Below are 16,592 nucleotides of genomic sequence, written 5' to 3' on the forward strand. Positions count from 1 at the left end.
ACGACCGAGCCGATACGGGACCCGGTTGGCCGCGCCGCGCCTGCCCGCCGACCGGGCACGCGTCATACCCCGTCCCGAGGATCCGCGGACGGGGTACGACGGCACCGGGCTTCAGCCCTTGAGCTTGTAGTCCTCCAGCAGGCGTCGCCCGATGATCATCTTCTGGATCTCGGCCGTGCCCTCGCCGATCAGCAACATCGGCGCCTCCCTGTACAAACGTTCGATTTCGAACTCCTTCGAGAACCCGTACCCGCCGTGGATGCGGAACGCGTCCTCGACGACCTCCTTGCAGTACTCGGAGGCCAGGTACTTGGCCATCCCCGCCTCGAGGTCGTTGCGCTCGCCGGCGTCCTTCTTGCGCGCCGCGTTGACCATCATCGCGTGCGCGGCCTCGACCTTGGTGGCCATCTCGGCCAGCTTGAACTGGATCGCCTGGTGGCCGGTCAGCGGCTTGCCGAAGGTCTCCCGCTGCTGCGCGTAGCGGATGCCCAGCTCGAAGGCGCGCTGTGCGACCCCGCAGCCGCGCGCGGCCACGTTCACCCGGCCGACCTCGACGCCGTCCATCATCTGGTAGAAGCCCTTGCCGGGCACCCCGCCCAGGATCCGGTCGGCCGGCACCCGACAGTTGTCGAGCACCATCTCGGTGGTGTCGACGCCCTTGTAGCCCATCTTGTCGATCTTGCCGGGGATGGTCAGGCCCGGCCGGGTCTCGCCGAAGCCGGACTCCTTGTCCACCAGGAACGTGGTCATGTTCCGGTAGACCGACTCCTCGCCCAGTTCGGTCTTGGTGAGCACCGCGACCAGGTTGGCGGTGCCGCCGTTGGTGAGCCACATCTTCTGACCGTTGAGCACGTAGAACTCGCCGTCCGGCACCGCCTTGGTGCGGATCGCCGAGACGTCCGACCCGCAGTGCGGCTCGGACATCGAGAACGCGCCGCGGATCTCGCCCTCGGCCATCTTCGGCAGGTAGTACGCCTTCTGCTCGTCGGTGCCGTGCTGCTTGATCATGTACGCGACGATGAAGTGCGTGTTGATGATGCCGGACACGCTCATCCAGCCGCGCGCGATCTCCTCGACCACGAGCGCGTAGGTCAGCAGCGACTCGCCGAGGCCGCCGTACTCCTCCGGGATCATCAGGCCGAACAGGCCCATGGCCTTCATGCCCTCGACGATCTCCGCCGGGTACTCGTCCCGGTGCTCCAGCTCGGTGGCGACCGGGATGATCTCCTTGTCCACGAAGGTGCGCACGGTGGCGAGGATCTCCCGCTGGACATCGGTGAGTCCGTCGGTCTGTGCGAGGCGGCCCATGGGCGGCGCTCCTTCCGTCTGCGCATGTCCGGGCCCCACCACCGGGGTCCCGGCCACGCTTCTGGTTGAGAGAGTTACCGGGGAGTATCCACGAGCGCGGCGGGTCGCGACAGAGGGGGTCCGTAACGCGGGCACCTCGATTTCGAACGCTCTGTCCGTCCCGTGTTCCGGCGATTACCCCCGGTCAGAGGCTCGGACTCGCAGGCCGGCGCGCCACACCCCGCGCACCAGCGGCACCCCGGGCCGGTAGGCCAGGTGCACGTGCGAGGGCGCGTCGAGCTCGACGACATCGGCGCGCGCGCCCGGACGCAGCACTCCCACGTCCGCACGGCGCAGCGCGCGGGCGCCGCCGGCGGTCGCCGCGTACAGCGCCTGGTCCGGTGTCATGCCCATGTCGCGGACCGCGAGCGCGATGCAGAACGGCATCGAGGTGGTGTAGCTCGATCCGGGGTTGCAGTCGGTGGACAGCGCGATGTCGACGCCGGCGGCGAACAGCCGGCGCGCGTCGGGGTACACCGCGCGGGTGGAGAACTCGGCGCCCGGGAGCAGCGTGGCCACCGTGTCGCCGGCGGCGAGCGCGTCCACGTCGGCGTCGGTGAGGTGGGTGCAGTGGTCGGCCGAGGCCGCGCCGAGTTCGACGGCGAGTTGTACGCCGGGGCCGTGTCCGAGCTGGTTGGCGTGCACGCGCGGGATCAGGCCCCGGGCGGCGCCGGCCTTCAGGATGGCCCGGGCCTGGTCGCCGTCGAAGGCGCCGCGCTCGCAGAACACGTCCACCCAGCGGGCGTGCGGCGCGCACGCGTCGAGCATCGGGCCGGTGACCAGGTCGACGTAGCCGGCCACGTCGTCCGCGTACTCCGGCGCGACGATGTGTGCGCCCAGGTAGGTGGTCTCGGTGGTGAACGCGGACGCGATCCGCAACGCGCGTTCCTCGTCCGCGACGGTGAGGCCGTAGCCGGACTTGATCTCGATCGTGGTGGTGCCCTGGCGGGCCGCCTCCTCCACCAGGTACGCGGCGTTCGCGGCCAGGTGCTCGTCGCTCGCGGCGCGGGTGGCGGCGACGGTGGTGCGGATGCCGCCGGCTTGATACGCCTGGCCGGACATCCGCGCGTCGAACTCGGCGGTGCGGTCGCCGGCGAACACCAGGTGCGCGTGCGAGTCGACGAAGCCCGGGTGCGCCGCGCGCCCCTCGGCGTCGTGCCGGGCGTCGGCGTCGGGAGCACTCGCGGCGGCCCCCACCCATGCGACGCGGTCGCCGTCGAGCACGAGCGCCGCGTCCCGGATCAGGCCGAGCGGGCCCGCTCCGAGGTCCGGGTCGTTGGTGACCAGCGAGCCGATGTTGGTGATCAGGGTGGTGGCCACGCGCGAGTGGTCCCTTCCGGTCCGAGGTTTCCGAAATGCAGTGGCCGCTCCGAGGCGGAGCGGCCGCGGGTCAGCCGAACAGCCCGTGCACGGCCGTGGTCAGCGCCTGCGGGACCGCGTCCACGAGTTGGTGCACGCCGTCGCGGACGATCGCGCGTCCGCCGACCATGACGTGCGTGACGTCGCTCGCGGTGGCCGCGAAGACCGCGGCCTCGGTGGCCAGCCGCGGGACGGTGCCGGCCAGGCGGACCGAGTCCAGGCCGATCGTGGTCAGATCGGCGAGGGCGCCCGGTTCGATCCGGCCGGCGTCGGGCCAACCGAGCGCGCGGTGGCCGGTGACGGTGGCGTAGGCGAGCAGCGCGGCGGAGGTGAAGTGGCCGCGCCGCCCGGTGCGCAGCCGCTCGTCGAGTTCGACCGCGCGGGCCTCCTCGAACAGGTCGATCACGGCCTGGCTGTCGCTGCCCAGGGACAGCGGCACCCCGGCCCGGGCCAGCTCGCCGGCCGGGCCGATGCCGTCGGCGAGGTCGCGCTCGGTGGTCGGGCAAAAGCACACGCCCGCCTGTGCCCGGGCCAGTGCGGCGACGTCGGCGTCGGTGAGATGGGTGGCGTGCACGGCCGTCGCGTGCGCGCTCCAGAAGCCGTGCGCGTCCAGCAGCCCGGTCGGGGTCAGCCCGTGATGCGCCACGCACGCCGCGTTCTCGGCGGGCTGCTCGGACAGGTGCACGTGCACCGGGACGCCTTGGGTACGGGTGGCCCAGGTCGCGTAGTCGTCCTTCGCGGCGAACGCCCGGACCGAGTGGATGGCCGCGCCGATCCGGGTGTTCTCGTCGCCGCGCAGCGCGCCCCAGCGCTCGTACCAGGCGTCCGAGCTGCCGTCGCCGAACCGGCGCTGCACGCCCTCCAACGGCCGGTAGCCGTCGGCGGTGAGGCCACCGTGCAGGTAGCACGTGTCCAGCAGGGTGATCCGGATGCCGGCCTGACGGGCCGCCTCGATCAGCGCGTGGCCCATCGCGTTGGGGTCGGCGTAGGGCGTGCCGTCCGGGCCGTGGTGCAGGTAGTGGAACTCGCCGACCGAGGTGATGCCGGCGAGTGCCATCTCCGCGTACACCGCGCGAGCGAGCGCGAGGTAGCTGTCCGGGTCCAGCCGGCCTGCGGCCTGGTACATCTGCTCGCGCCAGGTCCAGAACGTGCCGGTGCCGGTCTGCGTGCGTCCGCGCAGCGCCCGGTGGAAGGCGTGCGAGTGCGCGTTGGCCAGGCCCGGGAGGGTGAGCCCGGGCAACACCGAGGCGCCCGCGGGCACCGGTCGGTCGGGGGTGACCGACTCGATCCGGCCGTCCACGATGGACAGCACCACGTCGCGTTCGATGCCGGTGCGGGTCTGCACCAGCTCACACCAGTACTCGCTCACCCGAGGTCCTCGCTCATCAGATCGGTCACCACGTCGGCGAGCGCGGTGACGCCCGCCAGGCAGTCCACCATCTCGGCGCTCTCCGCCGGCGAGTGCGACACGCCGGACGGGTTGCGCACGAACAACATCGCGGTGGGCACGCGCGCGGACAGGATGCCCGCGTCGTGACCGGCGCCGGTGGGCAGGATCGGCGCGCCGCCGAGCTGCTTGGCGATCCGGTCGCGCAGCGAGCCCTCGAACTCGACGACCGGCGTGAACGACTCGCGGGTGACCTGCACCTCGACCCCGTCCCGGTCGGCGCGCTCGGTGGCGGCCCGGATGATCTCCGCGACCAGTTCGTCCAGAGTCTGCTCGTCGGCGGCTCGCGAGTCGAGCCAGCCGCGCACCTCGGAGGCGATCGCGTTGGCCGCCCCGGGCCGCGCGTCGACCTTGCCGAAGGTGGCCAGCGCACCGGAGAGGTGGGCCTTCTTGCGGGCCGCGAGCACCGTGTTGGCATAGGTCAGCATCGGGTCGTGCCGGTCCTCCAGGCGGGTGGTGCCCGCGTGGTTGGCCTCGCCGCGAAAGTCGAACCGCCAGCGCCCGTGCGGCCAGATCGCCGAGGCCACGCCCACCGCGCGGTCGCGGTGCACCAGGTCGCGGCCCTGTTCGACGTGCAGTTCGACGAACGCGCGGACCCGGCCCAGTCGCTGCGGATCCGGGCCGATCCCGGCCGGGTCGAACCCGGCGCGCTCCATCGCGTCGCCCAGGAAGATCCCGTCGGCGTCCTTCAGCGCACGTGCCTGATCCGGCGTCAGCACCCCGGCGGACAACCGGGACCCGACGCACGCGACGTTGAACCGGGCGCCCTCCTCGTCGGCGAAGTTGACGATGCCCAGCGGGCGCGGCAGGTCGCCGCCGCGCTCGCGCAGCAGGTCGAGTGCGGCGAAGGAGGAGACCACGCCCAACGGTCCGTCGTAGGCGCCGCCGTCGGGCACCGAGTCCAGGTGGCTGCCGATCACGATCGCGTCGGCGCCGGGCGCGGTCCACGCCCACTGGTTGCCGTTGCGGTCCTCTTCGTAGATCAGGTTCCGGTTCTCGGCCTGTTCGCGAAACCACGCGCGGCACTCGGCGTCCGCGTCGGTCCACGCGTACCGGCGGTAGCCGCCGGTCGTGGCGCGACCCACCGGAAGCAGGTCGCGCCACATCGCCTCGAAGCCGGTGCTCACGCGTCGCCTTCGCGCATCGGCACCCGCACGCCGCGCTCGTTCGCGACGTCGACCGCGTGGTCGTAGCCGGCGTCCACGTGCCGGATCACGCCCATGCCGGGGTCGTTGGTGAGCACCCGGCGGATCTTCTCGCCCGCGAGCGGCGTGCCGTCCGCGACGGTGACCTGGCCGGCGTGGATCGAGCGGCCGATGCCGACACCGCCGCCGTGGTGGATGGACACCCACGAGGCGCCCGAGGCCACGTTGACCATCGCGTTCAGCAGCGGCCAGTCGGCGATCGCGTCGGAGCCGTCGAGCATGCCCTCGGTCTCGCGGTACGGGCTGGCCACCGAGCCGCAGTCCAGGTGGTCGCGGCCGATCACGATCGGCGCGGCCAGTTCGCCCGAGGCGACCATGTCGTTGAACCGCTCGCCGGCCTTGTCCCGCTCGCCGTAGCCCAGCCAGCAGATCCGCGCGGGCAGGCCCTGGAAGTGCACCTTCTCCTGGGCGAGCTTGATCCAGCGGGCCAGCGACTCGTTCTCCGGGAACAGGTCGAGCACGGCCTTGTCGGTCTTGGCGATGTCGCGCGCGTCGCCGGAGAGCGCGGCCCAGCGGAACGGGCCCTTGCCCTCGCAGAACAGCGGCCTGATGTACGCCGGGACGAAGCCGGGGAAGTCGAACGCGCGGGTGTAGCCCGCCAGTTGCGCCTCGCCGCGGATCGAGTTGCCGTAGTCGAACACCTCGGCGCCCTTGTCCTGGAAGCCGACCATCGCCTCGACGTGGCGGGCCATCGACTCGCGGGCGCGGTCGGTGAACTCGGCGGGCTTGGTGCGCGCGTACTCGGCCATGTCCTCGAACGCGACGCCGACCGGGAGGTAGGCGAGCGGGTCGTGGGCCGAGGTCTGGTCGGTGACGATGTCGATCGGCGCGTCCATCGCGAGCAGCTGCGGGACCAGTTCGGCGGCGTTGCCCAGCAGGCCGATGGACAGCGGACGGCGGGCGTCACGTGCCTCGACCGCCAGTTGCAGCGCGGCGTCCAGCGTCTCGACCCGGGTGTCGCAGTAGCCGTGCTCGATCCGGCGGTCGATCCGCGAGGGGTCACAGTCGATACAGATGACCACGCCGCCGTTCATGGTCACGGCCAGCGGCTGCGCGCCGCCCATGCCGCCGAGGCCGGCGGTCAGCGTGATGGTGCCTTCGAGGGTGCCGCCGAAGCGCTTGGTCGCGACCGCGGCGAACGTCTCGTAGGTGCCCTGGAGGATGCCCTGGGTGCCGATGTAGATCCACGACCCGGCGGTCATCTGGCCGTACATGGTCAGGCCGGCCGACTCCAGCCGGCGAAACTCCTCCCAGTTGGCCCAGTCGGGGACCAGGTTGGAGTTGGCGATCAGCACGCGCGGAGCCCACTCGTGGGTCTGCATGACACCGACCGGACGGCCCGACTGCACGAGCAGCGTCTCGTCCTGCTTGAGCGTGGTCAGCGTGCGGGTGATCGCCTCGAAGGAGCGCCAGTCGCGCGCGGCCTTGCCGGTGCCGCCGTAGACGACCAGCTTGTCGGGGTGCTCGGCGACCTCGGGGTCGAGGTTGTTGAGCAACATCCGCAGGGCGCCCTCCTGCTGCCAGCCGCGGGTGGTGAGCGTGCTCCCGCGTGGTGCGCGCACCTCGCGCGGTCCTGCGGTGTGGTCCGACATGGCGGCGCCCCTTCTGTTCCTGTGCACGATTTCTGTATGAAAACATTCAGTCGCTTCGAGAGTGAATCTATCTGTTCTGCAAGGCATCGCCAAGAGAGCCGGCCGAGCCGGCGACGTGAGCACCGCGACATCGAGGGACTTGGCCCATTCGGTGCCATTTCATGCGATCGGTGGTCGGCCGGACCGGCGCCGGGTAGCCAAACGGCATGGAACTGCAGGAGGTGCTCTGGGCGGTCACCGCACTGGGCGCGTTCGTGGCGTTCGCGGGGCTGGTGATGCTGGTGCGCGGCCGTGGGCGCGAGCCGGGCGTGGTGGCGCTGGTGGTGATGATCGGTGCGCTGTTGTGCACCGGCGGCTTCCTGCTCAGCGTCCCGCGCTATCGGGACACCGCGCTGATCGCGGGCGGCGCGGCGATCGTCGGCGTACTGGCCATGCTGGGCGCGATCTCGCTCATGCCGGTGCAGCGCGGACCCACTCGGCAGTCGACGCCGGAGCAACACGTCTCGCTCCGCAAGGAACCCGGGCAGCGTTAGGGCACGAACAGCCCGTCCCACGAGGGCGCGAACAGCCCGTCCGGCGTTCGAGGACAAGCCGGCCGCAGGCCGGGCCCGCACCGGCCCGACCGGCCGCGGCGTGCGCGGATGAGGCCGCTCACACGTCGAACAGCCCGCGCTCGCCCGCCTGCCGCTCGAACTCCTCCAATCGAGCCTGCGCCCGCGCGGGCTCGATGTCGCACATCGCCTGGAGCAGGATCTGCCCCATCAGGATCGGCGCGCCGTACGAGTCGAAGACCAGTTGTGAGCCCACCCCGGCGATCAGTACCGCGTCGGCCAGCGTCGCCGCCGGCGCGAAGGGGCTGTCGGTGACGGTGACGATCCGCATGCCCAGGTCGCGCGCGACCCGCAGGCCCTCGGCCAACTCCCGCGGGTACCGCGGCAGCGCGAAGCACAGCAGGCCGGTCGCGCCCGCCGCGCGGGCCTGGTCGAGCCGGTCCACCAGGAGTGAGCCGCCCTCGTCCAGGACGCGCACCTCGGGCAACACCTTGGCCGCGAAGTAGCCGAAGCCGCGCGCGGGCGCCACCCCGGTGCGCAGACCGAGCACCACCAGCGGGCGCGAGGGGGCGAGCAGTGCGGCGGCGCGCGCGATCGCACCCGGGTCGGCGAGTTGCTCGGCCAGTCGGGTCAGGTTGGCGATCTCGGCGTGCACGGCACCGACGTACTCGTTGCGGTCCACCTCGGCGGAGGACTCGGCAGTGGTGGGCAGCCCGAGTTCGCGCAGGTGCCGGCGCAGCGCCGGATAGCCGTCGAAGCCGAGCGCGACCGCGAACCGGGTCACCGACGGCTGGCTGACCCCGGCGAGCTGGGCCACCTCGACGCTGGAGAGGAACACCGCCTCGCCCGCGTGCCGGACCAGGCAGTGCGCGATCCGGCGCTGGGTGGGGGTGAGCCGGTGGCGCTCGAAGAGGGCGAGCAGGCGGGCGGAAGGGCTCGCGTCGTCGTCGGCCACCGACATGTCTCCTCGCTGCTGGGGCGTCGCTCGGCTGCGGCCGCCGGTGTGGCGGGCGTGGTTCGGGCACTGCCGGAAGGCGCGGACCGCCGCCGGCGGCGGTCCGCGTCAGGTCATCCTGCCTGATCTGACGTGATGTCAGTCAGCCCGCTCGGGGTCAGCTCAGCTCGCCGACCGCCGAGGCGGCGGCCTCGATCACCTTGCCGGCCCGGACGAAGGCGTCGGCGGCCTCCAGGTCGGGGGCCAGGAAGCGGTCCGGGCCCACCCCTTCGCCGCCGCTCGCACGCAGCGCGGCGATCACCGCGGCCGTGGCGGGCGCGGGGGCGCCCAGGCCGGCGGCCACGCGCATGTCCAGGGCGCGGGCGGCGGTGGTGAGTTCGATGGCCAGGACGCGGTTCAGGTTGTCGATCGCGCGGCGCAGCTTGCGGGCCGCGCTCCAGCCCATCGAGACGTGGTCCTCCTGCATCGCCGAGCTGGGGATCGAGTCGGCCGAGGCGGGCATCGCCAGCCGCTTGCACTCGGAGACCAGCGCGGCCTGGGTGTACTGGGCGATCATCAGGCCGGAGTCGACGCCGGGGTCGTCGGCCAGGAACGCGGGCAGCCCGTGCGAGCGGGAGGGGTCGAGCAGGCGGTCGGTGCGGCGCTCGGCGATCGAGCCGAGGTCGGCGACCGCCACGGCGAGGAAGTCGAGCACGTAGCCGACCGGGGCACCGTGGAAGTTGCCGTTGGACTCGATCCGGCCGTCCTCCAGGATCACCGGGTTGTCCACCGAGGAGGCCAGTTCGCGGTCGGCGACCAGCAGCGCGTGCGCGAGGGTGTCCCGGCCCGCGCCCGCGACCTGCGGCGCGCAGCGCACCGAGTAGGCGTCCTGCACGCGCGGCGCGGCGTCCTGGTGGTGCCCGGTCAGCGCCGAGCCCTCCAGTACGCGCAGCATGTTGGCCGCGCTGGCGGCCTGGCCCGGGTGCGGGCGGATGGCGTGCAGCGCCGGGTCGAGCACGCGGGAGGTGCCCAGCAGCGCCTCCATGGTCATCGCGGCGGTGATGTCGGCGGTGGTGAACAGGCGGGCGAGGTCGGCCCCGGCCATCAACAACATGCCGAGCATGCCGTCGGTGCCGTTGATCAGGGCCAGGCCCTCCTTCTCCTTGAGCTCGATCGGCTCCAGGCCGGCGGCGGCGAGCAGTTCGGCCGCGGGCCGCACCACGCCGTCGGGGCCGGCCGCCTCGCCCTCGCCGGTGAGCACGAGCGCGCAGTGCGCCAGCGGGGCCAGGTCACCGCTGCAACCGAGCGAGCCGAATTCGCGGACCACCGGCGTGATGCCCGCGTTGAGCAGCCCGGCCATGGTCTGCGCGACGATCGGCCGCACCCCGGTGCGACCCGAGCACAGGGTCTTGAGCCGCAGCAGCATCAGCGCGCGGACCACCTCGTCCTCGACCCGGGGGCCCATCCCGGCGGCGTGCGAGCGCACCAGCGAGTGCTGGAGTCGGGTGCGCAATTCGGGGCTGATGTGCCGGACGGCGAGCGCGCCGAAGCCGGTGGACACCCCGTACACGGGTTCGGTGCGTGCGGCCAGGCCCTCGACCACCGCGCGGGAGGTGGCCATCGCCTTGATCGCGCGCTCGGTGAGTTCGACGCGCGCGCCGGCGCGGGCGACCGCGAGGACGTCCTGCGGGGACATCCCTGCCTCGCCGATCGAAACGGTGGCGGGGGCGGCTTCGGGGGCGCTGTGCAGATCATTATTCACTCGAACATTATGTGCATGGATCGCGACAGCGCCAGGGCGGCTACCGTGCCGGAAGGCGTACAGGACGTTCGAGCCGTGCCGGGCGTTCGTGTCGTACGCCCTCCGGAGCGGATCCAACCGCCCGGAGCGGATCGAGGAAAGGCAGTGCCGTGGGTCGGGTCACCTCTCGCCACAAGGTTTTGCGGCTGGGCGGCGACGCACCGGCCGTCACGCGCACCGACACGCTCGTCGCCGAGGAGCCGCTCGACATCCGGATCGGCGGGCGCACCATCACGGTGACCATGCGCACACCGGGCGACGACTTCGACCTGGTCGCCGGATTCCTGGCGGCCGAGGGCGTGATCGGCGCGGCCGAGGACCTGACCGCGATGCGCTATTGCGCGGGCACCGACGACGAGGGCCACAACACCTACAACGTGGTGGACGCGGTGCTCGCGTCGCACGTGCCCGCCCCGGATCCCGGCCTGATGCGCGGGGTGTGGACATCCAGCTCGTGCGGGATCTGCGGCAGCACCGGCATCGACGGGCTGCGCAAGATGTCGCGCTTCGACGTGCGCGCGGACGCGGTGCGGGTGGACGCGGAGGTGCTGTACACGCTGCCGGATCGGCTGCGCGCGGCGCAGAAGGTGTTCGCCAGCACCGGTGGCCTGCACGCGGCCGGCCTGTTCACCGCGACCGGCGAGATGGTGTGCGTGCGCGAGGACGTGGGCCGGCACAACGCGGTGGACAAGGTGGTCGGCTGGGCGCTGCGCGAGGGCCGGCTGCCGCTGGCCGGGCATGTGCTGATGGTGAGCGGACGGGCCTCCTTCGAGCTGACCCAGAAGGCCGCGATGGCGGGGGTGCCGATGATGGCGGCGGTGTCCGCCCCGTCCGGGCTGGCGGTGGACCTGGCCGCCGACGCCGGGGTGACCCTGGTCGGCTTCCTGCGCGGGCGCTCGGCCAATGTGTACAGCCATCCGGATCGGGTGACGGTGCGGCGCGGCGACCCGTCGGCCTGAGCAACCCAGGGCCGGCCCGAACCCGGCCGCGGCCGGCTCACTCCGGGAGCGAGGCGCCCCCGGTCAGCGCGACCGCGACCAGCGCGCGCAGCACCGGAGCCAGCCCGGTCACGCTCAGGCTCAGGTCGTCGGCGTAGATCTCGACCAGCCAGCCGCCCGCGGCGTTGCCGCCACCGGCGGCGACCATCGCCTTGTAGCCGCCGACCAGGAGCAGGTCCTCCTCGGCCGGGTCGGTACCCGGATCGCCCAGTTCGGCGACGAAGCCGCCGCCCTGCACCGCGTCCGCGGTGGCCGGGTAGTGCGCCAGGTCGTATTCGGCGGCGACCGCGTCATAGCGCGAGCCCGATTCGCTCTGCACTCCGGTCAGTCGGTGGATCGAATAGCGCACGGTGCGCAACACCCGGCCGCCGGGCGGCAGGTAGGACACCCACCACGCGACCCCGTCCAGCATGCGCGCGAAGGTGTCGGCGACGATTTCCAGCCGGCCCAGCGTGTCCGCGCGGTGCACGCTCTTGGGCTCGCGCTCGTCCAGGACGGCGAGTACCGCCGCGAGCAGTCGGCCGGGTTCGGCGTTGTGCAGCGCGCCGCGGAAGCGGCGCCGGTCGCGGTGCGGGCCGGGGCCCTCGGTCTCCGCCTCCTCCTGTGCCTCGCTCGCCAGCGACAGGGTCAGGTCGGGCTGTTGGCCGCGACCGGCGACCACCGGCCGGGTCGAGCGCGAGCCCTTGGCCCGGTACTGGGCCGCGTCGGCGAGTCGGAACAGGCGATCCGCGCTGGTCACCGGGCCCACCGGGTCGCCGGTGGAGGCCACGCCGCAGGCCACGCCCTCACCGTTGTGCATCCGCAGCGCGCGCCGACACAGTTCCTCGGCGACCGCGACCACGTCGTCCGGCGGATAGCCCTCGGCGAGCACGCAGAACTCGTCGCCGCCGAGCCGGGCGGCCATCGCCCCGGGCAGCATCGCGCCGCACGCGGAGAGTTGGTCGGCGAACCGCTCCAGGAGCCGGTCGCCGACGTCGTGCCCACGTTCGTCGTTGAGTCGCTTGAGGCCGTTGACGTCGCAGACGATCAGGCTGACCACCACGCCGTCCCGGTAGTGCCGGGACATCGCCTCGTCCAGCCGGGCGTCGATCGCACGCCGGTTGGCCAGTCCGGTCAGCGGGTCGGTGAAGGCCAGCTTCTCGATCCGCTCGAAGTGCTCGGCCTGGGCGAGTCCGGCCGAGATCTGCGCGGCCAGCACCCCGGCGAACTCGGCGTCCACCGGCTCGAAACGCGGCTGGTCGGAGCGCCGGGCCAGATACAGCTCGCCCCACACCCGCCCCTCGACCATGATCGGCGCGACCATGCAGTCGTGCCGCCCTCGGCGCAGCATCGCCGCGACCCGCTCGGGATCGCGCGCGTGCTCGGGATCGTCCACGCAGCGCGACCACGTGGTGGGCCAGGCGTCGGACTCGATGATGTCCGGGAAGTCGGTGACCGCGTACGTCTCCGCGGCGGGCAGCGCTTCCTCGCCCTCGGCGAGTTCGCCGTCGTTGACCAGCACCCGCAGACGCCCGGTGTCGCGTTCCCAGACCGAGATCGAGGCGTGCGCGGCCCCCATCGCCAGCCGGGCCTGGGTCGCGGACGCCCGGACCACCTCGGAGAAGTGGTGGGTCGTGGCGAGCGTCTTGGCCAGATGGATGATCGCGTGCAGCCTGCGGGCCGCGTCCGGACCTTCGACCAGGGCGACGGGTTCCGGACACGTGTCTCCCGGCATGCCGGGCAGATCGTCGGGTGTGCCGCCCGAGCCCTCCATTCCGGAAGCGCTCGAATCGGGTCGCGAAGCTACTGTCCTCACCCCCAATCCGCCGGCACCGAGACCAGAGGATATGTCATGTATTGCCCGATTAACGGCAACGTGCACCCGCGTCATGCCGCCACCTCGACGGGTCGCTGTTCGCGTGCGTTCCTGTTGTCGGGTGCCGGTCGGCGCCGGCATCCGTGCCGAGACACCCGCGCGTGAGCCCGGGGGCTCGCTCCGATGCGAGCGAAGCGCTTGTATACCCCGGCTTCGCGTCCTGCGCACATTACTCCTGTGCCCCGCGCCCGCAACGCCTCGTGTCCGCTCCGTAGCGCGGCAGGGGGCGCACGGCCTCGTGGTTGTGAAGAGAGCGTGGAGGGCTCCCGGGATCGGGGCCGAAAGAGTACGGTCGCGGGCACAGTCCGAAGGAGCGACGCGTGCCCACGCTTTCCGTCATCGCCGCGATCGACATACCGGCCGTCCGGATCTGGGAGGCAGTAGGAGACTTCGAGGATCCGTCCGGTTGGTACCCGTGGCCGGTCGACGAGCACTCCCGAGGCGAGCGGTGGGTACGCAGGCCCGACGGCTCGACCGTGCGCGAACGACTGGTCTCGCACGACGCGGCCGGCCACACCTATACCTACCGGGCACTCGACGGTCTGCCACTGCTGGGCCGGCTCGCGCTGGAGTCGATCGCGGGCGGCACGATGTGCCTGGTGGTGTGGTCGGTGCGGTTCGAGAGCACGCCGACCGAACAGCTCGCGGTGCTGCGCGAACTCGAACACCAGGTGATGCGGCCCGCGCTGCGGGCGCTGCGCGGGGCGTTCGCCTGATCCACCGGCGGGAAATCGGGCGTCGGCCTCAACCGCCGGTCGTGCCGAGCGGGTCGGGCAGCAAAGTACCCGGGCGGCACACCGTCCAGGGTTCGACCAGACCCAGGCCGCGGACCGGCCGGCGCCACATCGGGTGCAGTTCGTAGCGGTTGTCGCCCTCCAGCGCCGCGGCCAGCTCGCGGTCGACCACCACCGCGTCCTTGGGACCGAGCGCGGTCAACCGGCTGGCCAGATTGACCGTGGTGCCGAACACGTCGCCCATCCGCGAGAGCACGTGGCCGTACGCGATGCCCACCCGCAGCGCGGGCAGGACCTCCTCCTGCGCCATCGCCTCGACCAGGCGCAGGCCCAGCTCCACCGCCGAGTCCGGCGAGAAGGTCACGAACAGCACCTCGTCGCCCAGCGTCTTGACCAGCCGCCCGCCCTGCTCGGCGATCACGTCGACGGCGGTGTCCTCGAAGGTCTGCACGAGCCGGCCGAGCTCGGCCTCCTCCAGGTTGCGCGACAGCCGGGTGAAACCGACCAGGTCCGCGAAGCCGACGGCCAGCGACTGGCCCACCGTCTGCGGATCGGTCAGCCCCTGCATCGCCCGCGAGCTGGCCGCGGCCAGGTGGCGCCGCCAGGCGTAGATGACCAGCGGTTCGAGTTCGAGCATCACGTCGCCGGCGGTGGTGACCACCTGCTCGGAGCGGCTGCCGGTGAGCTCGTTGCCGATGTACTCCACCCACGCCTCGGTCTGCCATTCGGCGAACCGGGCCATGGTCTGTCCGACCGAGCGCACGAACTGGGCGGCGACGGTGGCCGGCAACAACCCGGACTCGGTCAGCTCGCGCAGGTGCTTGAGCGCCGCGACGTCGGCGTCGGTGAACGCGCGGGCCGGGCCGAAGTCGGCGAAGCCCAGGCCGCGCCACAACCTGCGGGCCTCGTCGAGGGGTACCCCGACCAGGTCGGCGACCTGGCCGGAGGTGTATCGCCGGGGTGCACCCAGAACGACCTGCTCGACGTCGGCGATGGTGTTGTTGACCGCTTCGATGTCGGTCAGGTCGGGCAGGGCGTGCTGATCGGCCGCGTCGGCCCCGGCGCCCGCGCCGGGCTCCACGCGGGTCCGTTCCTCGGGCATGTGGCTCCACCGGGTGTGCGAAGGATGGTCTCGTCGGAGCCACACTACGTGTCGGGGGTCACAAAGGTTCGGGGTCGGGCGGTGCCACGTGCTTCTTCCGCCCCGCGGCGGCCCGCTCCACGAGCACGAGCAGCTCGCTCTGCAGCCGCACCACGTGGGGCAGACCGGGCAGTTCGAGCTGCTCCCGGTCGCCGACGGGGACCAGTACGACGGTGCCCGCGCCGAGCACCCGGTCCACGAGCGACTCGTGCTCGATCAGTACGTCCTCCACGCGTGCGAACGGCACCACCCGGATCTCCCGGGTCAGCGTGCCGGTACGCACGGTCAGTCGGTCGGCCGCGACCGAGTACAGCGTGCCCAGCCAGGCCAGCCACGGCACCGCGCTCCAGCGGACCAGGGCCACCAGGCCGGCCAGGAGCACGGCGGGCTGAACCCAGCCGCGGCCGGCGTCCGGCGGTGTCAGCGCGGCGAGGAAGCCGGTGGCGGCGACGGAGGCGAACAGGGTGAGGGCGGGGCGGACGAGGTGCTTCCAGTGCGGACGCACGACGAAGAGTGTGTCGTCGTCGACCTCGGCTGTGGTTGTGAACACCGGGCCTCCTGGTGGGTCACCACGATTGTGCGGGGCCCTGGGGCGGGGGGCCGGGAGGCGTGCCGAAGGCACGGGGTATTTGCGCCCGTCCGCCCACCCGTCGCGCGGGGCGGGAGGGCTGCGGGGTTCGGGTGGGGAGGGAGCCGGGACAGCCCGGTGGGGGCGGGGCGTCCCGGCTCGTGGCTAGTCGGCGGTCGGGCGGACGTGGATGACGTCGCCGGCGCCTACCGCGGTGGGGCCTTCCGAGGTGGTGACCAGGAGGCGGCCGTCCTCGTCGATGCCGGTGGCCGGGCCCTCCAGGGTGTGGTCGGCGGGCAGTTCGACCCGCACCCGGCGACCGATCGTGGCGCACGCGTCGGTGTAGGCGGTGAGCAGGCCGCTCGTACGCGCGTCGCCGCCGGCCAGCCGCCAGCGGGTGTACCACTCCTCCAGCTCGCGCAGGATCGCGCGCAGGATCGGGTCCCGGTCGGTGTTCTCGGCGCCGGCCAGCGCGAGCGAGGTCGCGGTCGGGACCGGCAGTTCCGCCTCGCGCAGCGACACGTTCAGACCGATCCCCAGGACCACCCCGGCACCGGCCCGCTCGGCCAGGATCCCGGCCAGCTTGCGTTCGCCCACGAGCAGGTCGTTGGGCCACTTCAGGCGCGCGTCCACGCCCGCCACCCGGGACACCGCCGAGGCCGCGGCGACCCCGGCGAGCAGCGGCAGCCAGCCCCAGCGGGCGACCGGCACCTCCTCCGGCGCCAGCGTCACCGACATCGCGATGCCCGAACGCGGCGGCGCGCTCCAGCGCCGGTCCAGCCGGCCCTTCCCGGCCACCTGCGACTCGGCGACCAGTACCAGTCCCTCCGCCTCGTCGGCCCGCCGGGCCAGGTCGGCATTGGTCGATCCGGTCTCGGCGACGACGTCGACCTCGCGCCACAGCCCGCCGGGTACCAGCAGGGCCCGGCGCAGCGCCGCCTCACGCAGCGGGGGGCGGTCCAGATCCGTGAAAGGAGAGTCCATCCGATCACCCTAGAAGGCACAGCGAGGCAGGGCGGTGATGGTCGCCGGCGTGGCGCGGATACGCTACCGATCGCCG

The 16,592-nt window shown here is 72.6% G+C and carries 14 protein-coding genes; 3 read left to right on the forward strand and 11 right to left on the reverse strand.

The annotated features are described in order from the left end of the window. Window positions 1-111 precede the first annotated feature (111 nt). The 5 genes from A3IC_RS0124075 to hutU form a co-directional block, all read right to left on the reverse strand. On the reverse strand, window positions 112-1,308 hold the full coding sequence (locus A3IC_RS0124075; RefSeq protein ID WP_020552622.1) for an acyl-CoA dehydrogenase family protein: 1,197 nt from the start codon (window positions 1,306-1,308) through the stop codon (window positions 112-114). A 174-nt stretch (window positions 1,309-1,482) separates the two neighbouring features. Continuing rightward, on the reverse strand, window positions 1,483-2,667 hold the full coding sequence (gene hutI / locus A3IC_RS0124080) for an imidazolonepropionase (RefSeq protein WP_020552623.1): 1,185 nt from the start codon (window positions 2,665-2,667) through the stop codon (window positions 1,483-1,485). Window positions 2,668-2,737: 70 nt separating this feature from the next. Continuing rightward, window positions 2,738-4,075, reverse strand: coding sequence for a formimidoylglutamate deiminase (locus A3IC_RS0124085; protein WP_020552624.1), 1,338 nt, complete (start codon window positions 4,073-4,075; stop codon window positions 2,738-2,740). Then, window positions 4,072-5,259: an allantoate amidohydrolase gene (locus tag A3IC_RS0124090; protein ID WP_040877119.1), complete on the reverse strand. Its 1,188-nt coding sequence runs from the start codon at window positions 5,257-5,259 to the stop codon at window positions 4,072-4,074. Before A3IC_RS0124090 ends, A3IC_RS0124085 begins: the two co-directional genes overlap by 4 nt. Window positions 5,260-5,276: 17 nt before the next feature. Continuing rightward, the gene (gene hutU, locus A3IC_RS0124095) at window positions 5,277-6,950 is read right to left on the reverse strand and encodes a urocanate hydratase (RefSeq protein ID WP_020552626.1); all 1,674 of its coding nucleotides are present in this window, start codon (window positions 6,948-6,950) and stop codon (window positions 5,277-5,279) included. A 206-nt stretch (window positions 6,951-7,156) separates the two neighbouring features. On the opposite strand from hutU, the gene A3IC_RS0124100 reads away from it, so the two are divergent. Next, complete coding sequence (locus tag A3IC_RS0124100; RefSeq protein WP_020552627.1) at window positions 7,157-7,483, forward strand: hypothetical protein; 327 nt, start codon at window positions 7,157-7,159, stop codon at window positions 7,481-7,483. Window positions 7,484-7,601: 118 nt separating this feature from the next. Here A3IC_RS0124100 and A3IC_RS0124105 read toward each other — a convergent pair whose 3' ends face one another. Both A3IC_RS0124105 and hutH read right to left on the reverse strand, forming a co-directional pair. After that, a complete protein-coding gene (locus tag A3IC_RS0124105; protein WP_020552628.1) occupies window positions 7,602-8,462 on the reverse strand; it encodes a MurR/RpiR family transcriptional regulator in 861 nt (286 codons plus the stop codon). A gap of 151 nt (window positions 8,463-8,613) precedes the next feature. Continuing rightward, window positions 8,614-10,146: a histidine ammonia-lyase gene (gene hutH, locus A3IC_RS0124110; RefSeq protein ID WP_026218664.1), complete on the reverse strand. Its 1,533-nt coding sequence runs from the start codon at window positions 10,144-10,146 to the stop codon at window positions 8,614-8,616. A 200-nt stretch (window positions 10,147-10,346) separates the two neighbouring features. Here hutH and fdhD point away from each other — a divergent pair, with 200 nt between their 5' ends. Beyond that, window positions 10,347-11,195, forward strand: coding sequence for a formate dehydrogenase accessory sulfurtransferase FdhD (fdhD, locus tag A3IC_RS0124115; RefSeq protein WP_020552630.1), 849 nt, complete (start codon window positions 10,347-10,349; stop codon window positions 11,193-11,195). A gap of 37 nt (window positions 11,196-11,232) precedes the next feature. Here fdhD and A3IC_RS73065 read toward each other — a convergent pair whose 3' ends face one another. Further along, the gene (locus tag A3IC_RS73065) at window positions 11,233-12,987 is read right to left on the reverse strand and encodes a diguanylate cyclase domain-containing protein (protein ID WP_020552631.1); all 1,755 of its coding nucleotides are present in this window, start codon (window positions 12,985-12,987) and stop codon (window positions 11,233-11,235) included. Between the two features lie 422 nt (window positions 12,988-13,409). Here A3IC_RS73065 and A3IC_RS56265 point away from each other — a divergent pair, with 422 nt between their 5' ends. Next, a complete protein-coding gene (locus A3IC_RS56265; RefSeq protein WP_020552632.1) occupies window positions 13,410-13,805 on the forward strand; it encodes an SRPBCC family protein in 396 nt (131 codons plus the stop codon). Window positions 13,806-13,833: 28 nt separating this feature from the next. On the opposite strand, the gene A3IC_RS0124130 is transcribed toward A3IC_RS56265, so the two are convergent. From A3IC_RS0124130 to A3IC_RS0124140, 3 genes are all read right to left on the reverse strand, one after another. Beyond that, window positions 13,834-14,925, reverse strand: coding sequence for an adenylate/guanylate cyclase domain-containing protein (locus tag A3IC_RS0124130; protein ID WP_020552633.1), 1,092 nt, complete (start codon window positions 14,923-14,925; stop codon window positions 13,834-13,836). A gap of 58 nt (window positions 14,926-14,983) precedes the next feature. Continuing rightward, the gene (locus A3IC_RS56270) at window positions 14,984-15,514 is read right to left on the reverse strand and encodes a PH domain-containing protein (RefSeq protein ID WP_020552634.1); all 531 of its coding nucleotides are present in this window, start codon (window positions 15,512-15,514) and stop codon (window positions 14,984-14,986) included. Between the two features lie 183 nt (window positions 15,515-15,697). Then, window positions 15,698-16,516 carry a biotin--[acetyl-CoA-carboxylase] ligase gene (locus A3IC_RS0124140; RefSeq protein ID WP_020552635.1) on the reverse strand — a complete coding sequence of 273 codons (819 nt, stop codon included), beginning with the start codon at window positions 16,514-16,516 and terminating at the stop codon, window positions 15,698-15,700. Between the last annotated feature and the right edge of the window lie 76 nt (window positions 16,517-16,592).

The organism is Embleya scabrispora DSM 41855 (genome assembly GCF_000372745.1).
Lineage (GTDB): Bacteria > Actinomycetota > Actinomycetes > Streptomycetales > Streptomycetaceae > Embleya > Embleya scabrispora.